Raw genomic sequence first — 19,278 nt, 5'->3', positions numbered from 1 at the left:
GACTGTTCATATACCCGATTGTTCAGCTGCCGTGCCTCCGATTGTTCAGCTAACCGTACTATCCTGGAACAGTTCAGAAACCATATCCATAAATTCGTAAACATCAGTGATCGTGAATTCGCTGACATCATTGGCTATTTTCAGGTTCAGACTCTAAAAAAGAAGGAGAATATTCTCTTGGAAGGGCAAATCTGCAAGGCCCAGTATTTTGTGCTGCAAGGTATTTTAAGGAAGTTTTTTATCAACGAAAAAGGGGGGGAGCAAACCACCGAATTCGCCATTGAAAACTGGTGGATGACGGAAACTTTTTCTTACCTCAATCAGGCGCCTACGGAATTCTATATCCAGGCGGTTGAAAATACGCAGGTATTAATTCTTTACCGGGATGCTCACGATAAGATGCTGGAAGCACATCCAGCTATGGAGAAGTATTTCAGGTACATTTACCAAAAGGCATACGCCGCCGCACAAATGCGGATTAAGTTTCAATACGAACATTCGCGGGAAGAATTGTACCATTTCTTCCGCCGGAGCCAGCCCGAATTCCTGCAACGCGTACCGCAGTATCTGATTGCCTCCTACCTGGGTTTCACACCGGAATATTTAAGTGAAATTCGAAGAAAAAGCATTTCTTAAACCAGTTTAAGTTTTTCCGCAAACCGTTTGACCAACTTTGTATCATCAAAGATTAATCATTCAGGACAATGGAAAAACGTATCAGTATAAATGCCACGGAACCGCTGGCGTTCAAGGCAATGTATGGTTTGGAAGGATACCTGGCTAAGGCCGAAATTTCTAAATCTTTAAAGGAAATCATAAAGATCAGGGCTTCCCAAATAAATAATTGTGCCTATTGTATCGACATGCATACCAAAGATGCGATCAAAAACGGGGAGACCTATCAACGCATTTTTTTGCTGAGCGCCTGGCGGGAGGCAACAAAATTCTTTACGGAAGAGGAGCAAACGGTATTGGCCATGACTGAAGAAATCACGCTTATTCATCAGAAGGGATTGACAGGGGAAACCTATCAGCAGGCCACGAAATTTTTTACGGAAACGCAAATCGCACAAATCATTATGGCTATCGTGACCATAAATGCATGGAACAGGATTGCTGTCAGTACGCATCAGCAAATTGAATAGAGGATTGTTTTAGCAGGCGGTTTTTAGTGCAAAGTAAGCTAACGTACACTCGTTCAGCTTCATATAGCCTTGGTTGTAAACGGGGTACTGCTTACTAAAAACTGCCTGCTCCTAACCACATGAATCTGATAAGCTATTTATGTTCTTCATTTTTGAGAATTGGCTTGGCGCGCCAGTCGGCATCGGGACCAAAGCGCATGTGAATGTGGGCCTTGTCCAATTTGGCATATTCCGGATAGTGGTAAATCATCCGGTTAGTAACAAATAAAACGGGAGGGGAAATCAGAAAGACCAGTATCAACGTAAAAAAAGCGCGTTTTAAAGCCACCCTTCCTATGGGTGCGGTAACGGCAAATGTATCCTGCTTTTCTCTTGGAACCGTGAGGATAAAGTAAGTTGCCAGCATGGCATTCACCGTGATCACCCATTCGGTCAACAGGCGGGATGAACCCCAGCCGACCAGCGCCCTTTCAAAATTACCCATGATCATCAGCCACAGCAGCATCAGAAAAACCAACTGGCCTCTGCCCAGCCAGCTGGCGGGGAGGAAAGACAGGGGTTCCTCCCTGTGTCTTCTTATTACTTTGACAAATAGAATCACCAGTAAAACCCAGGTCACCCGGTACCAGGTTTCGGCAGTAAAACTTAGGAAGTCAACTCCTGGAAACCGGCCAATATAGGGTACATCCCAGTGTGCGGCTACTGCCTGTTCGGATCCGTCGGGCATCCGGGTTATTACCTGCCAGTTTTCGGGACCCAGCCGATCACTCCATTCCTTGACATTTTTGAAAAGATTCACATAGGGTATCGCGAGCAGGATAAAAAAGACAGCAATAGCTTTTGCAGTGCTTTCCCGGTACAGTTTTACACCGGGCAGAGTACTGCGGCCTGGTAGAATTTGCTGCTGTCTCAGGAGCCCAATAGCCACGGCGATTGCAATGCCGTTGACGAAACCATAACTTTGTTCGAGAAAGCTATGCCAGTTTTGCTGCTGCCAGTCGGCCCAGGCGAGGACCGTCTGTTGGAAAAGCGGGCTAGCCCCATCCATTCCTTTTCCCAACAAAACCTGGGGATTACCCCATGAAGTGAGCCACAGCTTGATCCACTGAATGCCAGAAAAGCCCAGCCCACCAATGGTACCGCCCACCAGGCCTGCGTAGAGCACGGCATCAAAACGGTAGCGCTTAAGCCATACAACGGCTCCGATGAAAACACCTAGGATACCCGCCCAGTCGTCACCCCGCGGAGGAGTCATTCGTAAACCTCCGATATTTGTAAAAAACAGGCTTCCCAGAACAGGAAACAATAAAAAACTCAGTATCCATCCTGACGCCATACAAACCAGCAGTGAAGCTCCGCTCCTGAATTTTCCATATCTGATAAAATAAGCCGTAATTCCTGCAACAATGCCAGCTACCCAGCCAATATGCTGAGGATAATCACCAAACCATTGCGGCCAGTTATTTAAAAAGTTGTCGGGATCAAATGCAGGCATATTACTTCCTGCCTGCATGTAAGTTACATCTCCCAGCTTGTAGGTGAGCAAAGATGCCAGGGATTTATCCAGCCCGCTGGTTTGCAACAATTGCTGGGTTCCGAACCCCAAGAGCGCGCCACCCAAAATGAAAACAGGCAACCAAAATGTATTTTTTTCCTTACGATCCGTCAAATCAAAAATACCTAACCCGGCCAGAGCAAAAAAGGCAGCAAAATAATCTGCATCAAACCAGTACAACGGGCTCTTGTGCCGGGACCAGGTATGATCAAACTGGATTTGGGATTGCAGAAAATTGGAAAGAGGATCCTCCACGAGATCCTGAATAAACCAGGCAGCAAATACAAACACTATAGGACGAAAAAGTCCGACAAGTGTTTCTTTGTCTGCAACTGCCGGAAGAGCCGTGCCGATACTTCCCAGGGCCGCCCATAGGAAGCCGATCAGAAATAGGCAGGAATAACCATACCACTGCGACGGCCAATGCCCGCTCTGGGTATATGCGATCACCTGCATGTAGGACATGGAACCACCAAAACCCCATCCCAAAGCTCCAAAGAAGCCAAAATATAATACTCTGCCGCGCCAGTCTTCCCGGCCCGAAACCAAGGATACCGTAAGTGCGGCCAAACACCCTGCAAAAGCGGCGCCGTATTCATGGCCAAAATTTCCACGGATGCCCCAACCGATTGACAAGGCAAGGCCGGTTAGCAGTACAGGATAAAACCTGAACGATCGAAATTGAGAGGTAGGTTGAAATAGCATGAATGGAATACTTTCTGCCTTCAAAATCAGGCCAGTTATTCTGTAAATTTTAATATAAGTTTAAGATACCTAAAAAAATAGTTAAATAACTTGTACCTTAGTTTTGTTGAAATACTATGAACGTTCAATTGATCCTTTGAATCATGGGGAGGCTTTTTTATACGGTACTATTGCTGCTGTCGGTATTTAGTAACATACAGGCGCAAAATTCAATCACTCAACTTCCAGACCTGACGGGTAATGCTACACTGCAGATAGGGTATACGCTTTTGAATGCAGATTTTCCGGTGGAACTGGATATTTTTCACTCCTTTCCTCAGCACGAGATTACCCACATGAAGGACTCTCTGCATCACAACAGACGAACATTGTCCATTTCATGTCCCGTAAAAAATGTCGAAAATACGGTGTTTCTGACACTTAACGGATTTAAGTTAAGGCTCTTGCTGGTTCCGGGGGATACTGTGGGGGTGATTTTAACCGAGGATCCCAATGTTTCCGATCCGTACAGTAGTATTCAGTTTCAGGGGAAAAATCAGGAAATACAAGCTTATTATCTGGCTAAAAAACATGCTTTTCCCATAGAAACTGCACAACTCGCCCTGAATGCCTGTGGACAGGCAGAAGACCTGAAAATGTTCAAAACGAAAATTGACAGCCTTCACCATGCCGAAGCCGGCTTCTGGAGCAGGTATCAGGAGACACACAGGCTGCCGTACTGGTTCAAAACGTATGAGTCCGCTTCTATCAGCTATTCGGATGCCCGGCTGAGATTATACGCAATCAGTTATCAGATTGATTACCAGAAGAAAACTCAGACCATCCCAGTAACCTACCTGAGTTTTCTGGATCAGCTGGCCATCCAAGACACCAGTGCTTTCTATCAATACGACTATCTGAATTTCCTGGAAGCATTTATTTATATGAAAGCCAAAGGCGCAGCCCACACAACAGTGGGGGAAAATGAGCTAAGGGCAACAGCTAAACGTTACCTGGGGAAGGATTTGGTCACTTATTTCCAGCTCTGGCAGGCAGGAGGCGGAATACTGGGTGCTCCCGAAAATACTGCCCGGCAGCTATCAGAATTACAGGTAAACGACAGGTACAAATATCTTGTAGCTTACTTATTAGCCAAATGTGAAAGCCAGGTCAGATCATTAAAAAAAGGCGACAAAGCGCCGACATTTTTTTTGGCTGATCAGCGGGATTCATTGGTCTCGCTGGGCCAGTTTAAAGGTGAGGTCGTTTATTTGTCCTTCTGGTTTTCATCCTGCGGTGGCTGTATTCATGAAATGCCTTTTGAAAATAAAATGGTGGAAAAATTCCGGGGCCAGCCTGTCCGTATCATCAGTATCAGTATCGATACCGACCGAAAAAAGTGGCTGGCCGCCATTGATAAGTATAACCTGAAAACGATCAACCTGATTGCCAATCCTGCCTGGCGTGAAACCCTGGAGAGCAAATATAAAATCAGTGTATACCCGCACTATACACTCATTGGCGCAGATGGAAATATTATTGAGAATTTTGCAAGCCGCCCAAGCCAGAATGCTTCAGAAAAGATAGAAAAGGCTTTGGCCGGTATTCCGGCTAAAACGCCATAACAACACTTAGTACTTTTGCATGAGCGTCAGCAGTTTTCTGTCGAGCTTGTGGCCGTGCCAGTCTTCATAAGCCACATCAGAACGGTTGGAATTCAGTACCCCGAAATCGCCGGAGAATTCCCAGAGGGAAAAACCTATGCCATTGGAGGTCAGGATATCCAGTACGTCATTAAACCAGGCCAGGAACACATCATGCGGTGTTTTGTTCCAACATCCGCACTCTCCGCAATGCACACCGACGCCTTTATTGACCAGGTCTATCCAGGGTTTGTAAAATTTTTCGAGCATTTCCCTGCTTAAATACTGGTTGCCTACCTGGCCAGGCCATTTAGGATCGGGTACGTTGTTGACATCCTTCATGGCCCACGGAGCCTTGTAATGTGAAATGATCCCTGGGTGATATCCGCGGCAACTTTGGGCAATGTCCAGATCTGCGATTTCGGGGATCACGCTGGATCCTACATCATTCCCGTCCGCAATAATCAGATGCTGGCGATTTTCCTTCCTGATGGCCGCCGAAGCAGCCATAGCCACCTTTCGGTATACCTCCCCCGGAACTGAACTACGTTTGGAATGCTGATCGTTCATATCTGCACGCATACTTGGCTCGTTTACAAGGTCAAAGCTGATCCTGGTAGCCGATACATTTTTGTAACGCTTCGCCCACATGTTCCAGTGAAAGCAAAAAGCATCCAGTGCGGCCTGGTCGGTCCAGAGATTATAGGGTTCATGAAATCCGGCATTAACACAATATCCTGGCGCACGATGCAGGTTCAGGCTTACGTGCAGGTTGTGCTGTTGTGCGAGCCGCACAAGTTCATCAATTTTATCAACCGCCTGCTGGTCAATATGGTATACCTCCTCCGGGTTAATATTGCGGCTTCTGTCAAATTTTAGATAAACGGGATAGGCCATTGGAATTCTGACAAAATCAAAACCCCAGTCGCTCATCCATTTCAACTGTTCGGCTGTGGTACGCTTCCTGCCTTTTCCAGGATCAGGAGAAAAGAAATCGAGCAGATTAAACCCTTTCCATTTAGGCAGTTTGTTTTTTGCAGGCTGTTTATCTAAATCCATAAACGGCGTAGCAACCGAACCGGCCAGTGCCAATGTTCCCGTATTCCTGATAAAATCTCTTCTTAACATGCTCTGTCTCCGGTTGATATGAAACTAAAACAGGGAAACCTTGCATTTTTACCCAAGAGATTGGGGAGAAGCCTCTAATTTCCTAAGCGTGGGGCATACTGCCATTAAACGACAATCCTGCTCAGAGGTTCTTGCAACGATACATCTTCATGTGAAGTGTCAAATATACATTCTCCGCTTTTGATCAGCAGTATTTGCGGAGATTCATGCGGTACCCCGAATGCCTCTGCCACGGCCATGGATTCTCTCCGGTTGCTGATCACATCCACGATATAAATAGGTACATTGGCGTCGGGAGCAGCATTGACCTCCATTTTCAGGCGTCGGTAAGCCATCAGGCTTGTCATACACCGGGGGCTGTGTTTGTAAATGATAGAGAAATTTTCAGATTTTTTAATGGCTTCAACTTCTTTTTCAGCCGTAATATTTACCCAATTCATCATGCCGATTTGGATCCGTTAAGTTAAGTTTTTGTTTTTAAGACGTGGTCAGACTAGTAAACCTAAAACCAAATGAAATTGGTTCATCTTACTGGCCGAGCGGGTATTATCATGTTTTTTTATATTCAGTTCGTTGCAATACAGGATATATTCTTCTATAACTGATGGCTTACCCATTGCATCATAAGCGCCGTGACGTAACCACCATAAGTACCTATGGCATAGCCAAGTATCGCAAGTAAAACACCGACAGGCGCCAGAGCGGGGTGGAAGGCAGCCGCCACTGCAGAGGCAGACGCAGACCCGCCTACATTCGCCTGGCTTCCAACAGCCAGAAAGAAAAACGGGATTTTTAGCCACTTGCAGACGCCAATGAGGATCAGTGCGTGGATTACGATCCACAGAAAGCCAATGGCAAATAAACCGGGATTTCCGGCTACGGCTTTCAGGTCCATTTGCATCCCAATGGTGGCAATCAGGACGTAGAGGAATACGGTACCCAGTTTGGATGCACCCAAGTGTTCAAGCTTACGGAGTGGCGTGGCCGATAAAAAGATACCTACCAAAGTAGCGATGGCTACCACCCAGAAAAACGACGAGGTAAGACTGAATTTTTGAAGGCCGGGATAGTGCTCCGACAGGTAGGGTACGATCATATCAGCCAGCAGGTGAGATAATCCGGTTGCTCCAAAACCCACGGCTGCCAGGTAAATATAATCGCGCATGGCAGGAATACGCTGATTGGAAACCAGCTCTGCCTGCATACTATCCTGTACCTCGCTAATTTGTCGGTCGTCAGCACCTAGCAGATGATCTATCTTTCTGGAGATACCCGCGCCGTAAATCAGAACTGCCATCCATAGCTCGGCAACAAGTACGTCAACGGCTATAACCTGTGAAAATAATTGATCGCTCGGTTTGAATACTTCCCGCAGGGCAGTCTGATTGGCGCCTCCGCCAATCCAGCTTCCGGCAATGGTCGCCAGTCCACGCCAGGTTTCGTCAGCTCCCTGGCCGGCAACGGTTTCAGGACTGACCATCCCCACCATCCACAACGCCAGCGGCCCGCCAAGCATTACCCCCACAGTACCCGAAAGCATGGCTATCAGTGCCTTGGGACCAAGTTTTCCCAGTGACCGCCAGTCCATCCCCAGTGTGAAGAGAACCAGGCAGGCAGGAAGAAAATATTTGGAAACCACCGGATACAATTGCGAACCGGTACCATCAATAAATCCGAAAGAATTAAGAATCCCGGGAATGAAATAGCAAAGCAGTAGTGGAGGGATAACTGTGTAAAAGCGTTGAACGAAGTTGCCAGGTAGGGAGGCTGTATAAAAAATCAGGGCAAGAACTACCATCAGCAGGCCCAGAATAGCGGCATCATTATGAATCATCAGCAATAAGAGTCGGTAAGATTGCGAAGTTGTGTAAAATTACGGAACCTGCCTGCACTTGAATGTAAAAAATGTCGGTCTGCGAGAAATAATCAGGGATTAATGATTTGCGCCCCCTAAAACGGCCCTGTGTAAAAGCAAGGATTGGAGATCAGTGCGGCAATAAAACGTGCAAGCGTTGGAACTGCCATTTTTTCAGGATCTATTCAAATGAAATTATCGTTCGGCTTTTGCTCCGGAACGCCTGAAACAGGTAAAAACAGTAGAATAAAGCGTGCCCGTCTTTCATCTGTAGTAGGCCGGAAAATCGCTGATTTTAAATTCAACCAGTACAGAGCAGGATAGTTGACGGCATTTTAATGAGGAATATTACTAATAAATGTGCATTTTTTAATAAAATCAAACGTTAAAAGATGTAATAATTGAGAAGAACAGCATATGTTAAAGTCGGTTTTGTTTAGTATTGTAATGCTGGTGGCCATTACGCTTTTCCAGTCCTGTAGTAACAGTTCAAGTCAGGGAACAACCGAGGCCAGGCTTCCAAAGGAAGTGACCTATAATTTTGATATAAGGCCTATACTTTCGGACAAGTGTTTTACGTGCCATGGTCCCGATGAAAACAAAAGGGAAGCGGGACTTCGGCTTGATATTGCGGAAGAAGCATTTAAGGCCCTTAAAGAAAATCCATCTGCACATGCCCTTATTGCTGGTAAACCTGAATTGTCGCAGGTATATCTTCGCATCACCACCGAGGATACAACCAAAATAATGCCTCCGGTTGAATCCAATCTCAAGCTATCGCAGAGGGAGATTTCGCTGATAGAGAAATGGATTAAACAGGGTGCCAAATATGAGAAGCACTGGGCGTTTGTGGCTCCCAAGAAACCAGCTGTTCCCGAAGTGGATCATGCAGAGTGGGCCAGAAATGAAATAGATTATTTTATCCTGGCCAAACAGCAGGAAAAGGATCTATCCCCAAATGAGGAAGCAGATAAGGAAAGACTCTTGAAGAGGGTTAGCCTGGATCTGACGGGATTGCCCCCAACCCTGAAAATGATGGATGATTTTCTGGCCGATAACAGGCCGGATGCATATGAAAGGGCGGTGGACCAGTTGCTTAAAAATCCTGCTTATGGTGAGAAAATGGCTGTTCACTGGCTGGATGTTGCCCGTTATGCCGATTCGCACGGATATCAGGACGATGGATACCGGACACAATGGCCCTGGCGCGATTGGGTGATCCACGCCTTCAATAAAAATATGCATTACAATGATTTCGTGACCTGGCAGCTCGCCGGGGACCTGCTGCCCAATGCCTCCAAGGAACAATTACTGGCAACTGGTTTTAACCGGAATCATAAAATTACCGAGGAAGGTGGGGTGATTCCGGAGGAATACCGCATTTCCTACGTAACCGACCGTAATGATCTTTTTGGGAAGGCGTTTTTGGGTATGACAGTGGAATGTGCCCACTGCCACGATCATAAGTATGACCCGGTTTCGCAAAAGGAGTATTACCAGCTATTCGCATTTTTTAACAATGTCAGAGAAGTGGGGATAGAGTCGGTTATCGGCGGGCCCGAAACCTATGCCAAAAAGCCCCTGATGGAAATCAGCGATGATGATGTGAAAAACATCCTCACCTTCGTGAACAAAGCAGATACCAACCGGTTGATCGTTTCGGTAATGGGAGACCTGGATACCTTGCGTAAAACTTATATTCTGAAACGGGGCGTGTATGATGCCCCCGGCGACGAGGTGGAGGCAGGAACTCCCAAAGCCATTTTACCTTTCAGTAATAAATATCCTAAAAACCGTCTGGGGTTATCTCAATGGTTGTTTGACAAACAGAATCCTCTGACGTCAAGGGTTTTTGTGAACCAAATGTGGCAGGAGTTTTTCGGAAGGGGTATTGTTAAAACCTCCGGAGATTTCGGAATGCAGGGAGAACTGCCATCACATCCTGCCTTGCTTGACTGGCTTTCGGTGGATTTCATGGAACACAACTGGGATATTAAAAGGCTTGTCAGGCAGTTGGTAACTTCTGCCACGTATCGTCAGTCGGCGCTGGTATCTCCGGATAAGTTAAAAGCGGACCCCGAAAATGTATTTCTTTCACGTTCTTCAAGGTATCATATTGATGCGGAGTATATTAAAGACCTCGTACTGGCCAGCAGCGGATTGCTTGTAAAAACCATAGGCGGTCCCAGTGTGAAGCCTTATCAGCCCGCGGGTCTTTGGGAAGGTGCTACTTCGGGGCGTGGCCTTTTGTCGATGTATGTACAGGACCATGGTTCTAAGTTATACCGGAGAGGGATGTATACGCTGATCAAACGTACGGTTCCGCCTCCTACCATGAGTATTTTCGACGCGAGCAATAGGGATTTGTGCGAGGTAAAACGATTAAAGACAAATACCCCGTTACAGGCTTTGGTAATGATGAATGATCCTGCGGTACTGGAAGCGTCAAGGGTATTGGCTGCCCGTTTGCTGGATGAGAAGACGGATTCGAAAGAGAAAATTACCAAAGCATTTCGTCTCATTGTATGCCGTAAACCGAGCGAAAAGGAACTGGATATCCTGACCGCCTATTACGACAAACAGCTCAAAAGTATGACCGATCAGGCGGCTGCAAAAATGATTGCTGTAGGGGAGTATCCGCTCACAAAAAATATGGATAAAAAAACACTGGCATCCATGATGCGGGTGATATCAACCATATATAACCTTGAGGAGACGATTACGAAGTCTTAGGAGGGAGTTGTTAGAAGTTAAGAGTTAAAAGTTAAGAATTGGGCCGTAGGCGAAAAATAAAGATTATGGAAAAGGAGATTCTGGAACATGGATTTAATTTTAACCGGCGAAGATTTTTGTCGTCAATGAGTCTCGGGTTGGGAAGTGTGGCCCTGGGTTCTCTTTTGATGCCGGACCTTTTTAAAAGCGGCGGTGCAGATGATTCGCTGGCTCCAGGTATTCCGCATTTTGCTCCAAAGGCAAAAAGGGTTATCTATCTCTTTCAAAACGGAGCACCATCTCAACAGGAATTGTTTGACTATAAACCGAAATTGAGGGAGATGTTCGGTCAGGAGATTCCGCCTTCTGTGCGTGGAACCCAGCGTCTGACAGGCATGACAGCCAACCAGGCTTCCTTTCCTCTCGTTGGCTCGTTCACTAACTTTCAGCAATACGGCCAGTCCCGTGCATGGGTGAGCGACTTGCTGCCCTATACTTCGAAAATAGTGGATGATCTGTGTATCATAAGATCTATGTACACCGAAGCAATCAACCACGACCCCGCCCTTACCTTTCTGCAGACCGGTTCACAGCAGGGTAACAGACCAAGTATGGGTTCGTGGCTGAGCTACGGGCTGGGCAATGAAAATAAAAATTTACCAAATTTCACCGTATTGCTTTCCCGTGGTGTGGGTAACGGGCAGGGTGTCTATTCCAAGCTGTGGTCCAATGGCTTTCTGGATTCAGTGCATCAGGGAGTACAGTTCAGTAAAGGAGAAGATCCGGTGCTATACCTCCGCGATCCTGAAGGAATGGACAGGAAAGAGCGGAGAGATATGCTGGACCAGATTTCGGAACTCAATGAAATATCATACAAGGAGTTTGGTGATCCGGAAATTACTACTAAGGTTAAGCAGTATGAAATGGCTTACCGCATGCAGACGGCTGTTCCGGAAGTGATGGACCTATCGAAAGAATCGGACGATATTATTAAACTATATGGTCCCGACTGCCTTGTTCCCGGAACCTATGCGGCAAACTGCTTGCTTGCCAGAAAACTGTCGGAAAATGGGGTCCGTTTTGTACAGCTTTACCACCAGGGATGGGACCAGCATGGTAATCTTCCGTTTGAAATCACCAAACAGGCTATGGATGTGGATCAGGCATCGGCGGCGCTGGTGACAGACCTTAAACAACGCGGATTGCTGGATGAAACCTTGGTGATCTGGGGCGGTGAATTCGGGCGGACCAGTTACACGCAAGGTAAGTTAACGCCCGAGAATTATGGCCGCGACCATCATCCGCGCTGCTTTACAATATGGATGGCCGGCGGCGGGATCAAACCGGGGATCGTTTATGGTGAAACGGATGAACTTGGTTATAACATTGCCAAAGATCCTGTTCATGTACATGATTTCCAGGCTACGGTACTTCATCAGTTAGGACTGAATCACGAGAAACTGACGTTTAAACACCTGGGCCGTAGGTATCGGCTCACGGACATATCGGGGAAAGTAGTACCGGGTATTATCAGTTAGCGGGTATTCCGAATTAAACAAAACATAACAGGTCTAAACCCTAATCTTTCAATTTTTTCGAGCTTGATGAATTACAGAATCCGGACTTTTGCGGAGCAGTTATTATTTGTTTTAAATATTTTTATTGCTTTCATACTTTTCTTTGAAGATAAACTGGTGCTTCCGGCCTGGTTACAATCCGTTGGCCGTCTGCATCCGCTGATCCTCCATTTTCCGATCGTCATGCTTTTTATAGCCATGCTGATGGGGTTATTCAGGTTTAGGCCGGAAAATGAAAGTAATCCTTACTATCTCGCATTTTTGCAGAACCTGCTTCTATCCGGTGTTATCCTGGCAGGCATAACTGTCATCATGGGTTTGTTTTTATCCAGGGAAGATGGTTATTCGGGCTCCACTCTTTTGTGGCATAAATGGACCGGAGCCGGAATATTTTTCTTAGGGTCTGTCATATATTGGTTTAGGAACAAGGCCTGGTATCGCGGTAAGGTTGCTCAGGCTGTCTCGCTGCTGTGTATCGGCGGTCTTGTGGTGACGGGACATTACGGTGCAGCACTTACGCACGGCGCTAATTTTATATTAGAACCACTGGCATCGGAATCTGCTGTGGCGGCCGTTCCGGTGGAGCAGGCCAAAGTTTACGAACATGTGATAAAGCCTATTTTTGAGCAGAAATGCGTGAGCTGTCATAATCAGGATAAGCTGAAAGGAGAACTGATGCTGACGGATATGCAGTCCATACTGAAAGGAGGGAAATCGGGTAAATTATTCGTTCCCGGAAACCCGCAGATTAGCCTGTTACTGGAAAGGATCCATTTGCCGATGGAGGAGAAGGAACATATGCCTCCCTCGGGAAAAACCCAGCTTACCGCTCAGGAGGTATCGCTGCTTGCCCTATGGGTAAGGAATAACGCTGATTTTAAGCTCAAGGTCACAGACCTTGCAAATGGTGATTCATTGAGAGTACTGGCAACGAGTTATCTGAAACCCGCAACGACGAAGCAGGAGGAGTACGATTTTTCGCCGGCCGATGAGGAAACCGTTGCCAAACTCAATACAGATTACCGGACCATATTACCGCTTGCCCGGGAATCTCCTGCTCTCGCCGTAAATATCTATAACAGGAATGCATACACCTCCCGCCAGCTTGAGGAACTTGAAGATATTAAGAAGCAGATTATCTCTTTGAACCTCAACAAGATGCCGGTAAAAGACAGCGATCTGAGCATCATAGCGAAGTTTGAAAACCTGCGCAGGCTGGATCTCAATTTTACAGATATTACTGCGGGCGGCTTAAAAGCACTCGCTCCCTTGAAACATCTGCACAGCCTTACTTTGTCGGGTACAAAGGTGAGTTATCAGGATCTTTCTGCTCAGATTAACCAGTTAAAAGGTTTGAAAACCGTTACGCTGTGGGACACCGGGCTTGCAACTGAGGACATTGAGAAACTCAGAAAGGCCAATGTGCAGATAACCTTTATCGGAGGTTTTAAAGATGACGGCAAAAATCCTTTGCAGCTCAATCCGCCGCAGGTGAAGAATCCATCCATGGTTTTTAACAAGAATATTTCCGTACAATTACGGCATCCGATCAAAGGTGTGGAAATAAGGTATACCACAGATGGTACCATCCCCGATAGCTTAAATGCTCCGGTATTCAGTCACATGGATATTCATCAGAACACCCAGATAACAGCCCGTGCGTTTAAGAAAGGGTGGTATGGCAGTGTACCCATTATTTTTGACTTTCTAAAAAATACCTACATCCCCGATAGTGTCAGGCTGTTGCTTCCACTGAACCGTGTACACCAGGCGGAAGGGGCACATACATTTTTTGATGGAAAATTGGGTGCAATTGGAGCGAACAACCCGGCCTGGGCAAACAATTGGGCCGGTGTTCGTGACAATGACATGGTGCTGGTATCCGGGTTTAAACAACCGGTAACCATTTCATCTGTAGGCCTGCATTACATGATCGAGGAAGATACCGGCATTTTCCCCCCTGATGTAGTTGAGGTTTGGGGCGGGAACGATCCCACACAGCTCAAATTGTTAACAAAATTTAAGGCGGCTCTGCCCTCAAAAGGAGATAGGCCATCACTGAAAATGACGGCGGGTAACTTTAAGCCACAGCAGGTTACCTGGTTGAAAATAGTAGCGAAACCTTTGAACTCAATCCCGGATTGGCACCGGAATAAGGGGAAAAAAGCACTTTTACTGGTGGATGAGATGTTTATTAATTAGTTGGCGGTGGGCAGTATAGAGTAGGCGGTACCTAGCTGAACCGCCTACTCTATACTGCCTACTGCTTACTTAAAAATTATGCTTTTTCAATCCGACGCCACATCTCGGCGCAGGCACGGGCGTTATGGTAGGGACATTTCCAAAAGCTGATCTTGTCGCCTTTTACCTGTGTACCGTCCTCCTTTACGGAGCCATACCACTCGCCGTTTTTGGTATCTATCAACTTATCGTTAATATACGCCCAGCTTTTTTGTGACATAACCTTATATCGGGAATCTTTTGTCAGCTGATAGGCATTATAAAAACCTACCATTTGCTCCGCCAGTACCCACCAGCTGCGTTCGGTGTTGGTATGGCGTGTTTTGGGATCGAATTCATAGGCGAGAGCTCCGTCAGAGCCAAGCCCTGTAGCAGCAGCGGCGGCCATTTTTATCGAAATCTGTCTGGATTTTTCGATCAGACTCTTATCATGTAATATCTCTGCGGTTTCAAATAGAAGCCAGGAGGCTTCGATATCATGGCCATAGGAGATAATATTGTCTTTGGGTTTCCAGTCCTGGTCAAAGAAAAGCTGCATGCGGCTGGTTTCAGGATTAATGATATGTGTCTGAATGGCCGTCAGCATATTTGCTGTTTGTTTTTTGAGCATTTTGTCCGGCCATACGCTGTATAAGTTGGTATAGGCTTCCACCAGATGCAAGTGTGTATTCATACTTTTTATCCAGGGGCTTTTGCTCAGAATATAATCATCCGTTGCAGCCCAGTTGCGGGCAAACGCCTCGCGGTAGCCTCCGTTGATTTTATCAAAAGCGTGCTTTTCGATCAGGCTATAAATCTCCTTTGCTTTGAGAAGCGCGGGCGGATAGTTGGTAATGCGATAATACTCACTGAGCCCGTAGAGTGCAAAAGCGTTGCCATATATCTGTTTACGCGCATCACCGGGTGTGCCGTCCGGATTAACCGACCAGTATACACCGCCAAACTCCGGATCAAAAAAATACTTCACAATCTGCTGATAAGCTCTGTCGGCCAGGGTTAAGTACTTGTGTTCTTTTAAAAGCCGGTGGGCCAGGGAGAAGGTCCACAGTATCCGGCTATTTAAAACGACAGAACGTGCGGCCTCCGGAGCAGGCCTGTTGTCGTAGGTTACCCGGCCGTAAAAGCCTCCCTGCTGGGTATCAGGGCTATATTTTTCCCAATAACTCAGGATACTCTTAAATTCCTTTTTGAATGCCTCAGCAGTAAATGGAGTCATGTGATACAGGATTTTATCACAAAAGTGTAGGACGGAGTAAAGTTACTGGCAGGGGAGTATTAAAATGAAAAGAGGCTGACCAACCGGCCAGCCTCGCACACTGAGGTCGGAGAAGTACGTAATATTTTACAGTATTCACCTGATCAGAAATTTAAAAGGTATTACAGAACCCTGAAATGAAGTATCTCGCTCTATAAAAGCAGTTTTACACCCAATTGTTCAGCAGCTCAGTTATTGGATATCAAAAAATTGTTCCTGTACATTCCATCCTTCCAGTGAAAGCATTGGGGCGGAGGTTTGATCTTCCGGGTAATCCAGTATTACTTTTTTGTTTTCACCTGGTAAAACGGAAACGTAGTTATCGGAATAAAAAACCGGGAGAATCCGCTTTTTGGATTGTGAATCAACAACGGAAAGTCGGTTGAAGAATGCAACCGGGTTATCTGCCGGATTGGACAAGGTAACTTCGATTTGCCCTTTTCCGATTTTCCTGATTTTTGTTGTGACGGACACCTCCTTCATGTTTTTAAGGCCCGAATATTCTCCTTGTGAATCCGGCAGCCAGTAAAGGTTGTCACTCACAACCTCCTTTTTAAGATTGAGCAGCCTCAGTGAAAGAAAAACGCCCTCTTTTTTAGCAATTTCTCTGATTTGCTCCTGGATGGACATGATCATCCGTGTAGTGGATGGGCCAATTTCTACAAATACCTGTCCAAGGCTTTTCTCATTTCCTTGTATATCGATGGTCTTCATCACAAGCATCAGGTCATATTCGTGTTTAAATGTATTGTTGATCAGGGCAACTGTAGAATCGGCCGGATTGTACATAACATGCAATGGCTCACTTCCCGAATGCAAACCATACAAACAAGCATTGGGGTCCAGGTAATAATCATACATCTGCCCTCTGAGGGCCGTCCAGGGGTTTTGCGTTTTCCAAATAATCACTCCAGTATACCAGTCCCACATGTGGGAGCTGAAACCTTCCATCAGCGCCCGGTACTGGTCATAATTGGCCAGCTGTGCTTTTCTGCCAAAATCCTTTACGTTTTTAGGCTTACCGTAGGGGTCAATGTATTTACCGTAGCCTATGTATTTGTGGTAATCCCAGACCGAATCTACCTTTTCTCTTTGGGTTTCGGAGGAATATGAAGGCGCGATCAGATTTTCCTTTGGAAGGAAACGTTCGAGAGATTCTACATCACCGACACCCACCGAACCGATTTCTGAATTGAAGGGCCAGGTTCTGTAATTCCAGAATTTTGTAAGTGGCTGAATACCATAAGGCCCGTCGCCGTTACCTCCCAGGAAATTGAAGGACATATCGTCCGAATTGGAATAATCAACGAACCACCGGGTACCATCCAGTTTTGGGAGAATGGAGTCGCGCAGGGGAAGCATAATGTCTTCTGGCAGGGTAATCTCATTTCCTCCGCACCACATGGCCAGTGATGGAAAGTTGCGGATCATTTTGATCTGGTCGGCAGCGGAACGTAGAAAAAGAGCGTGATCATCAGGGTATTTCCTGCGCGTCCACTGGTCGTCGGCTTTCATAGGGTCAAGCCAGCGCCCGTTGCAGTCACCTGAACCCCAGAAGTCCTGCATCACCAGAATCCCGTAAGTATCACACGCTTCATAAAATTCGGGTCTTTCGGTAAGTGCGCCGCCCCAGATCCTGAGCAGATTGAGGTTCATGTCCCGGTGAAAACGTACTTCCGCATTGTAGCGCTGGTCCGAAAACCGGAGCATGGCATCAGAAATGATCCAGTTCCCGCCTTTGATAAAAACGCGTTGTCCGTTGACTGAAATTTGTTTGCTGCGGGTCACTGCGTTCCAATCGGCCTGTATTTCTCTGACACCAATTTTCATTTTCTCGGTATCCGAAATCTGGCCACTGGTGGCGAATTGCAGGCTCACAGGATACAGGTCTTGTTTTCCATAACCGTTGGGCCACCAAAGTTTTGGATTCTTCAGGGTTATGTCCGGCAGACTGATTTCCTCCGTTGTTTTTGGTTTTAAGGAGACTTCTTTTGTTATTTTTTGTCCGTCGATCAGAAATTGCAGTGTACCTTTTACCAACGTGGTACCCGGATTTTCCAGTTCAGCGGTAACCCGGATGGTGGCCGGTTCCTGGGGCCCTTCCGGATTTCGCTTACCCGGTACCCGTGTTACAATGTGCGGGTTGTTTATGTTGACTTTGCCTGTTTTTTCGATAATTACTTTGTCCCAGATGCCGGTATTACGGTCTCTCACGGGCTGTATCCAGTCCCAGCCGGCAGCATACTGGTGTGATACATTCCGGGCAATTGTTCCGTCGCCGCCTTGTCCTCCATTGGCGTTACCAACGGGGTCTGGAGGGTAAACGATGACCGCTAGCCGGTTAACTCCTTTTGTTTTCAGTAAAGAAGTGATGTTATACGTTTGCCGGAGGAACATCCCGTAATGCGTTTCCTTATTGAGTTTCTTACCATTCAGGTATACATCCGAAATGTAATTAACCCCTCGTAAGTGTAACCAGACCTCCTCTCCCGATTGAGCAGTTTCTTTAAAGTCTTTTACAAACCAATAGGTATAATAATCGCGGCCGGTATTAAAAATATCAGGAATCTTCTCATTGTTCAGGCCATAAAAAGGATCCGGAATTTGCTTATTGTGCAACATGGTAGTCAGCACCGTTCCGGGTACCACTGCATTTTGCCAGCCTGTTAATGGAAATGTGGGATTACTGATTGCTGGCCCGGCAGCTTTCTGTGACCCGATGGGGCTGCACAACCAGCCGGTATTAAGTTCATATCCGGTTTGTCCTTTTGCTAAGGTACTCAGGAATAGAAAAATGAGCGTTATTGGAAACAGGGGAAGTTTCATGAAAATTAATTGGAATAGAAGTGATTTTAGAGCAAATATATTCCAGGCAATAGGGTGAAAACAAGGCGAGTTAGTAATTAGTTAAAATGTTTACGAATATTCACAGTATTATTAAATTTATTTTAAAACAAGACGGATACCCATTTTTGGCGGGCCAAAAAAAACCGAGGCTTCGCAGATGGGAGCCTCGGTTCAGGTGTGTGGTTTTTATAAAATCAGCAAGTTTACTCTGTTTCCTGGTGCTCTTCCAGGTCTTCATGATTGTCGCCACCGAGGCTGTAATAGTTATTTTCCTCATCCTCGCGGCCAATGAGTTCGTCCTCGTCGTCCAGTTCCGCACCGGGGATATCCAGATCATCGCCCACCATGTCATAGGGGAAACTTTTCTCATTCCATGCTTCGGGGTCGGGATTTCTGGATTTTATTCTTTCGGTATTTTCGGGGTCGATATCCTCTTCAATCAGTCCCTGATTGAAAATATCTTCCGAAGCCGGATAATTTCCGGGCAGGTCATCGTCATATATATCGTCGTCGTCTTCTCCTGGTTTCATAACTTTATGGTTTAAATGGTGATTGGAGTATTCATGCTCATCCGGTATCATTTGGTCAAATTCGGAATCATTTACAGTCGAAACTATGACAATGATCAGGATTTCG

At 46.3% G+C, this 19,278-nt stretch carries 13 protein-coding genes; 6 read left to right on the top strand and 7 right to left on the bottom strand.

Annotated features, from left to right (window positions below):
- The first annotated feature begins 18 nt into the window (after window positions 1–18).
- Together KOE27_RS27540 and KOE27_RS27535 are read left to right on the top strand one after the other, a co-directional pair.
- The gene (locus KOE27_RS27540) at window positions 19–636 is read left to right on the top strand and encodes a Crp/Fnr family transcriptional regulator (RefSeq protein ID WP_229253018.1); all 618 of its coding nucleotides are present in this window, start codon (window positions 19–21) and stop codon (window positions 634–636) included.
- Window positions 637–704: 68 nt separating this feature from the next.
- Window positions 705–1,145 (top strand): carboxymuconolactone decarboxylase family protein, encoded by a 441-nt coding sequence (locus KOE27_RS27535; protein ID WP_215242067.1) that lies wholly within the window; start codon window positions 705–707, stop codon window positions 1,143–1,145.
- A 133-nt stretch (window positions 1,146–1,278) separates the two neighbouring features.
- On the opposite strand, the gene KOE27_RS27530 is transcribed toward KOE27_RS27535, so the two are convergent.
- Entirely contained in the window at window positions 1,279–3,336 is a 2,058-nt protein-coding gene (locus KOE27_RS27530; RefSeq protein WP_229253017.1) for a hypothetical protein, read from the bottom strand.
- A 212-nt stretch (window positions 3,337–3,548) separates the two neighbouring features.
- Between KOE27_RS27530 and KOE27_RS27525 the strand changes: the two genes are divergently transcribed.
- Window positions 3,549–5,009 carry a TlpA family protein disulfide reductase gene (locus KOE27_RS27525; RefSeq protein ID WP_215242065.1) on the top strand — a complete coding sequence of 487 codons (1,461 nt, stop codon included), beginning with the start codon at window positions 3,549–3,551 and terminating at the stop codon, window positions 5,007–5,009.
- Between the two features lie 6 nt (window positions 5,010–5,015).
- Here KOE27_RS27525 and KOE27_RS27520 read toward each other — a convergent pair whose 3' ends face one another.
- The 3 genes from KOE27_RS27520 to KOE27_RS27510 all read right to left on the bottom strand — a co-directional run bounded on the left by KOE27_RS27520 (window position 5,016) and on the right by KOE27_RS27510 (window position 7,989).
- A complete protein-coding gene (locus KOE27_RS27520; protein WP_215242064.1) occupies window positions 5,016–6,155 on the bottom strand; it encodes a glycoside hydrolase family 5 protein in 1,140 nt (379 codons plus the stop codon).
- A gap of 104 nt (window positions 6,156–6,259) precedes the next feature.
- Complete coding sequence (gene ytxJ, locus KOE27_RS27515; RefSeq protein WP_229253016.1) at window positions 6,260–6,598, bottom strand: bacillithiol system redox-active protein YtxJ; 339 nt, start codon at window positions 6,596–6,598, stop codon at window positions 6,260–6,262.
- A gap of 152 nt (window positions 6,599–6,750) precedes the next feature.
- Entirely contained in the window at window positions 6,751–7,989 is a 1,239-nt protein-coding gene (locus KOE27_RS27510) for a DUF819 family protein (protein WP_215242063.1), read from the bottom strand.
- A 438-nt stretch (window positions 7,990–8,427) separates the two neighbouring features.
- Here KOE27_RS27510 and KOE27_RS27505 point away from each other — a divergent pair, with 438 nt between their 5' ends.
- From KOE27_RS27505 to KOE27_RS27495, 3 genes are all read left to right on the top strand, one after another.
- Window positions 8,428–10,743: a PSD1 and planctomycete cytochrome C domain-containing protein gene (locus tag KOE27_RS27505; RefSeq protein ID WP_215242062.1), complete on the top strand. Its 2,316-nt coding sequence runs from the start codon at window positions 8,428–8,430 to the stop codon at window positions 10,741–10,743.
- Window positions 10,744–10,808: 65 nt separating this feature from the next.
- Window positions 10,809–12,260, top strand: a complete 1,452-nt coding sequence (locus KOE27_RS27500; RefSeq protein ID WP_215242061.1) for a DUF1501 domain-containing protein — start codon at window positions 10,809–10,811, stop codon at window positions 12,258–12,260.
- A 66-nt stretch (window positions 12,261–12,326) separates the two neighbouring features.
- Window positions 12,327–14,501 carry a c-type cytochrome domain-containing protein gene (locus KOE27_RS27495; protein WP_215242060.1) on the top strand — a complete coding sequence of 725 codons (2,175 nt, stop codon included), beginning with the start codon at window positions 12,327–12,329 and terminating at the stop codon, window positions 14,499–14,501.
- Window positions 14,502–14,577: 76 nt separating this feature from the next.
- Here KOE27_RS27495 and KOE27_RS27490 read toward each other — a convergent pair whose 3' ends face one another.
- The 3 genes from KOE27_RS27490 to KOE27_RS27480 all read right to left on the bottom strand — a co-directional run bounded on the left by KOE27_RS27490 (window position 14,578) and on the right by KOE27_RS27480 (window position 19,172).
- The gene (locus KOE27_RS27490; RefSeq protein ID WP_215242059.1) at window positions 14,578–15,756 is read right to left on the bottom strand and encodes an AGE family epimerase/isomerase; all 1,179 of its coding nucleotides are present in this window, start codon (window positions 15,754–15,756) and stop codon (window positions 14,578–14,580) included.
- A gap of 231 nt (window positions 15,757–15,987) precedes the next feature.
- On the bottom strand, window positions 15,988–18,621 hold the full coding sequence (locus tag KOE27_RS27485; RefSeq protein WP_215242058.1) for a glycoside hydrolase family 2 protein: 2,634 nt from the start codon (window positions 18,619–18,621) through the stop codon (window positions 15,988–15,990).
- A gap of 224 nt (window positions 18,622–18,845) precedes the next feature.
- Entirely contained in the window at window positions 18,846–19,172 is a 327-nt protein-coding gene (locus KOE27_RS27480) for a hypothetical protein (RefSeq protein WP_215242057.1), read from the bottom strand.
- Window positions 19,173–19,278: the final 106 nt, after the last annotated feature.

Source organism: Dyadobacter sp. CECT 9275 (assembly GCF_907164905.1).
Classification (GTDB): domain Bacteria; phylum Bacteroidota; class Bacteroidia; order Cytophagales; family Spirosomataceae; genus Dyadobacter; species Dyadobacter helix.
The sequence above is the reverse complement of the archived record's forward strand: the minus strand, read 5'-3'. Positions and strand labels throughout refer to the sequence as shown.

Coding starts and splice junctions, on each gene's coding strand:
- KOE27_RS27495 (WP_215242060.1), top strand. CDS start 12,327: ATGAATTACAGAATCCGGACTTTTGCGGAGCAGTTATTATTTGTTTTA.
- KOE27_RS27505 (WP_215242062.1), top strand. CDS start 8,428: ATGTTAAAGTCGGTTTTGTTTAGTATTGTAATGCTGGTGGCCATTACG.
- KOE27_RS27535 (WP_215242067.1), top strand. CDS start 705: ATGGAAAAACGTATCAGTATAAATGCCACGGAACCGCTGGCGTTCAAG.
- KOE27_RS27490 (WP_215242059.1), bottom strand. CDS start 15,756: ATGACTCCATTTACTGCTGAGGCATTCAAAAAGGAATTTAAGAGTATC.
- KOE27_RS27480 (WP_215242057.1), bottom strand. CDS start 19,172: ATGAAACCAGGAGAAGACGACGACGATATATATGACGATGACCTGCCC.
- ytxJ (WP_229253016.1), bottom strand. CDS start 6,598: ATGATGAATTGGGTAAATATTACGGCTGAAAAAGAAGTTGAAGCCATT.
- KOE27_RS27510 (WP_215242063.1), bottom strand. CDS start 7,989: ATGATTCATAATGATGCCGCTATTCTGGGCCTGCTGATGGTAGTTCTT.
- KOE27_RS27485 (WP_215242058.1), bottom strand. CDS start 18,621: ATGAAACTTCCCCTGTTTCCAATAACGCTCATTTTTCTATTCCTGAGT.
- KOE27_RS27520 (WP_215242064.1), bottom strand. CDS start 6,155: ATGTTAAGAAGAGATTTTATCAGGAATACGGGAACATTGGCACTGGCC.
- KOE27_RS27525 (WP_215242065.1), top strand. CDS start 3,549: ATGGGGAGGCTTTTTTATACGGTACTATTGCTGCTGTCGGTATTTAGT.
- KOE27_RS27500 (WP_215242061.1), top strand. CDS start 10,809: ATGGAAAAGGAGATTCTGGAACATGGATTTAATTTTAACCGGCGAAGA.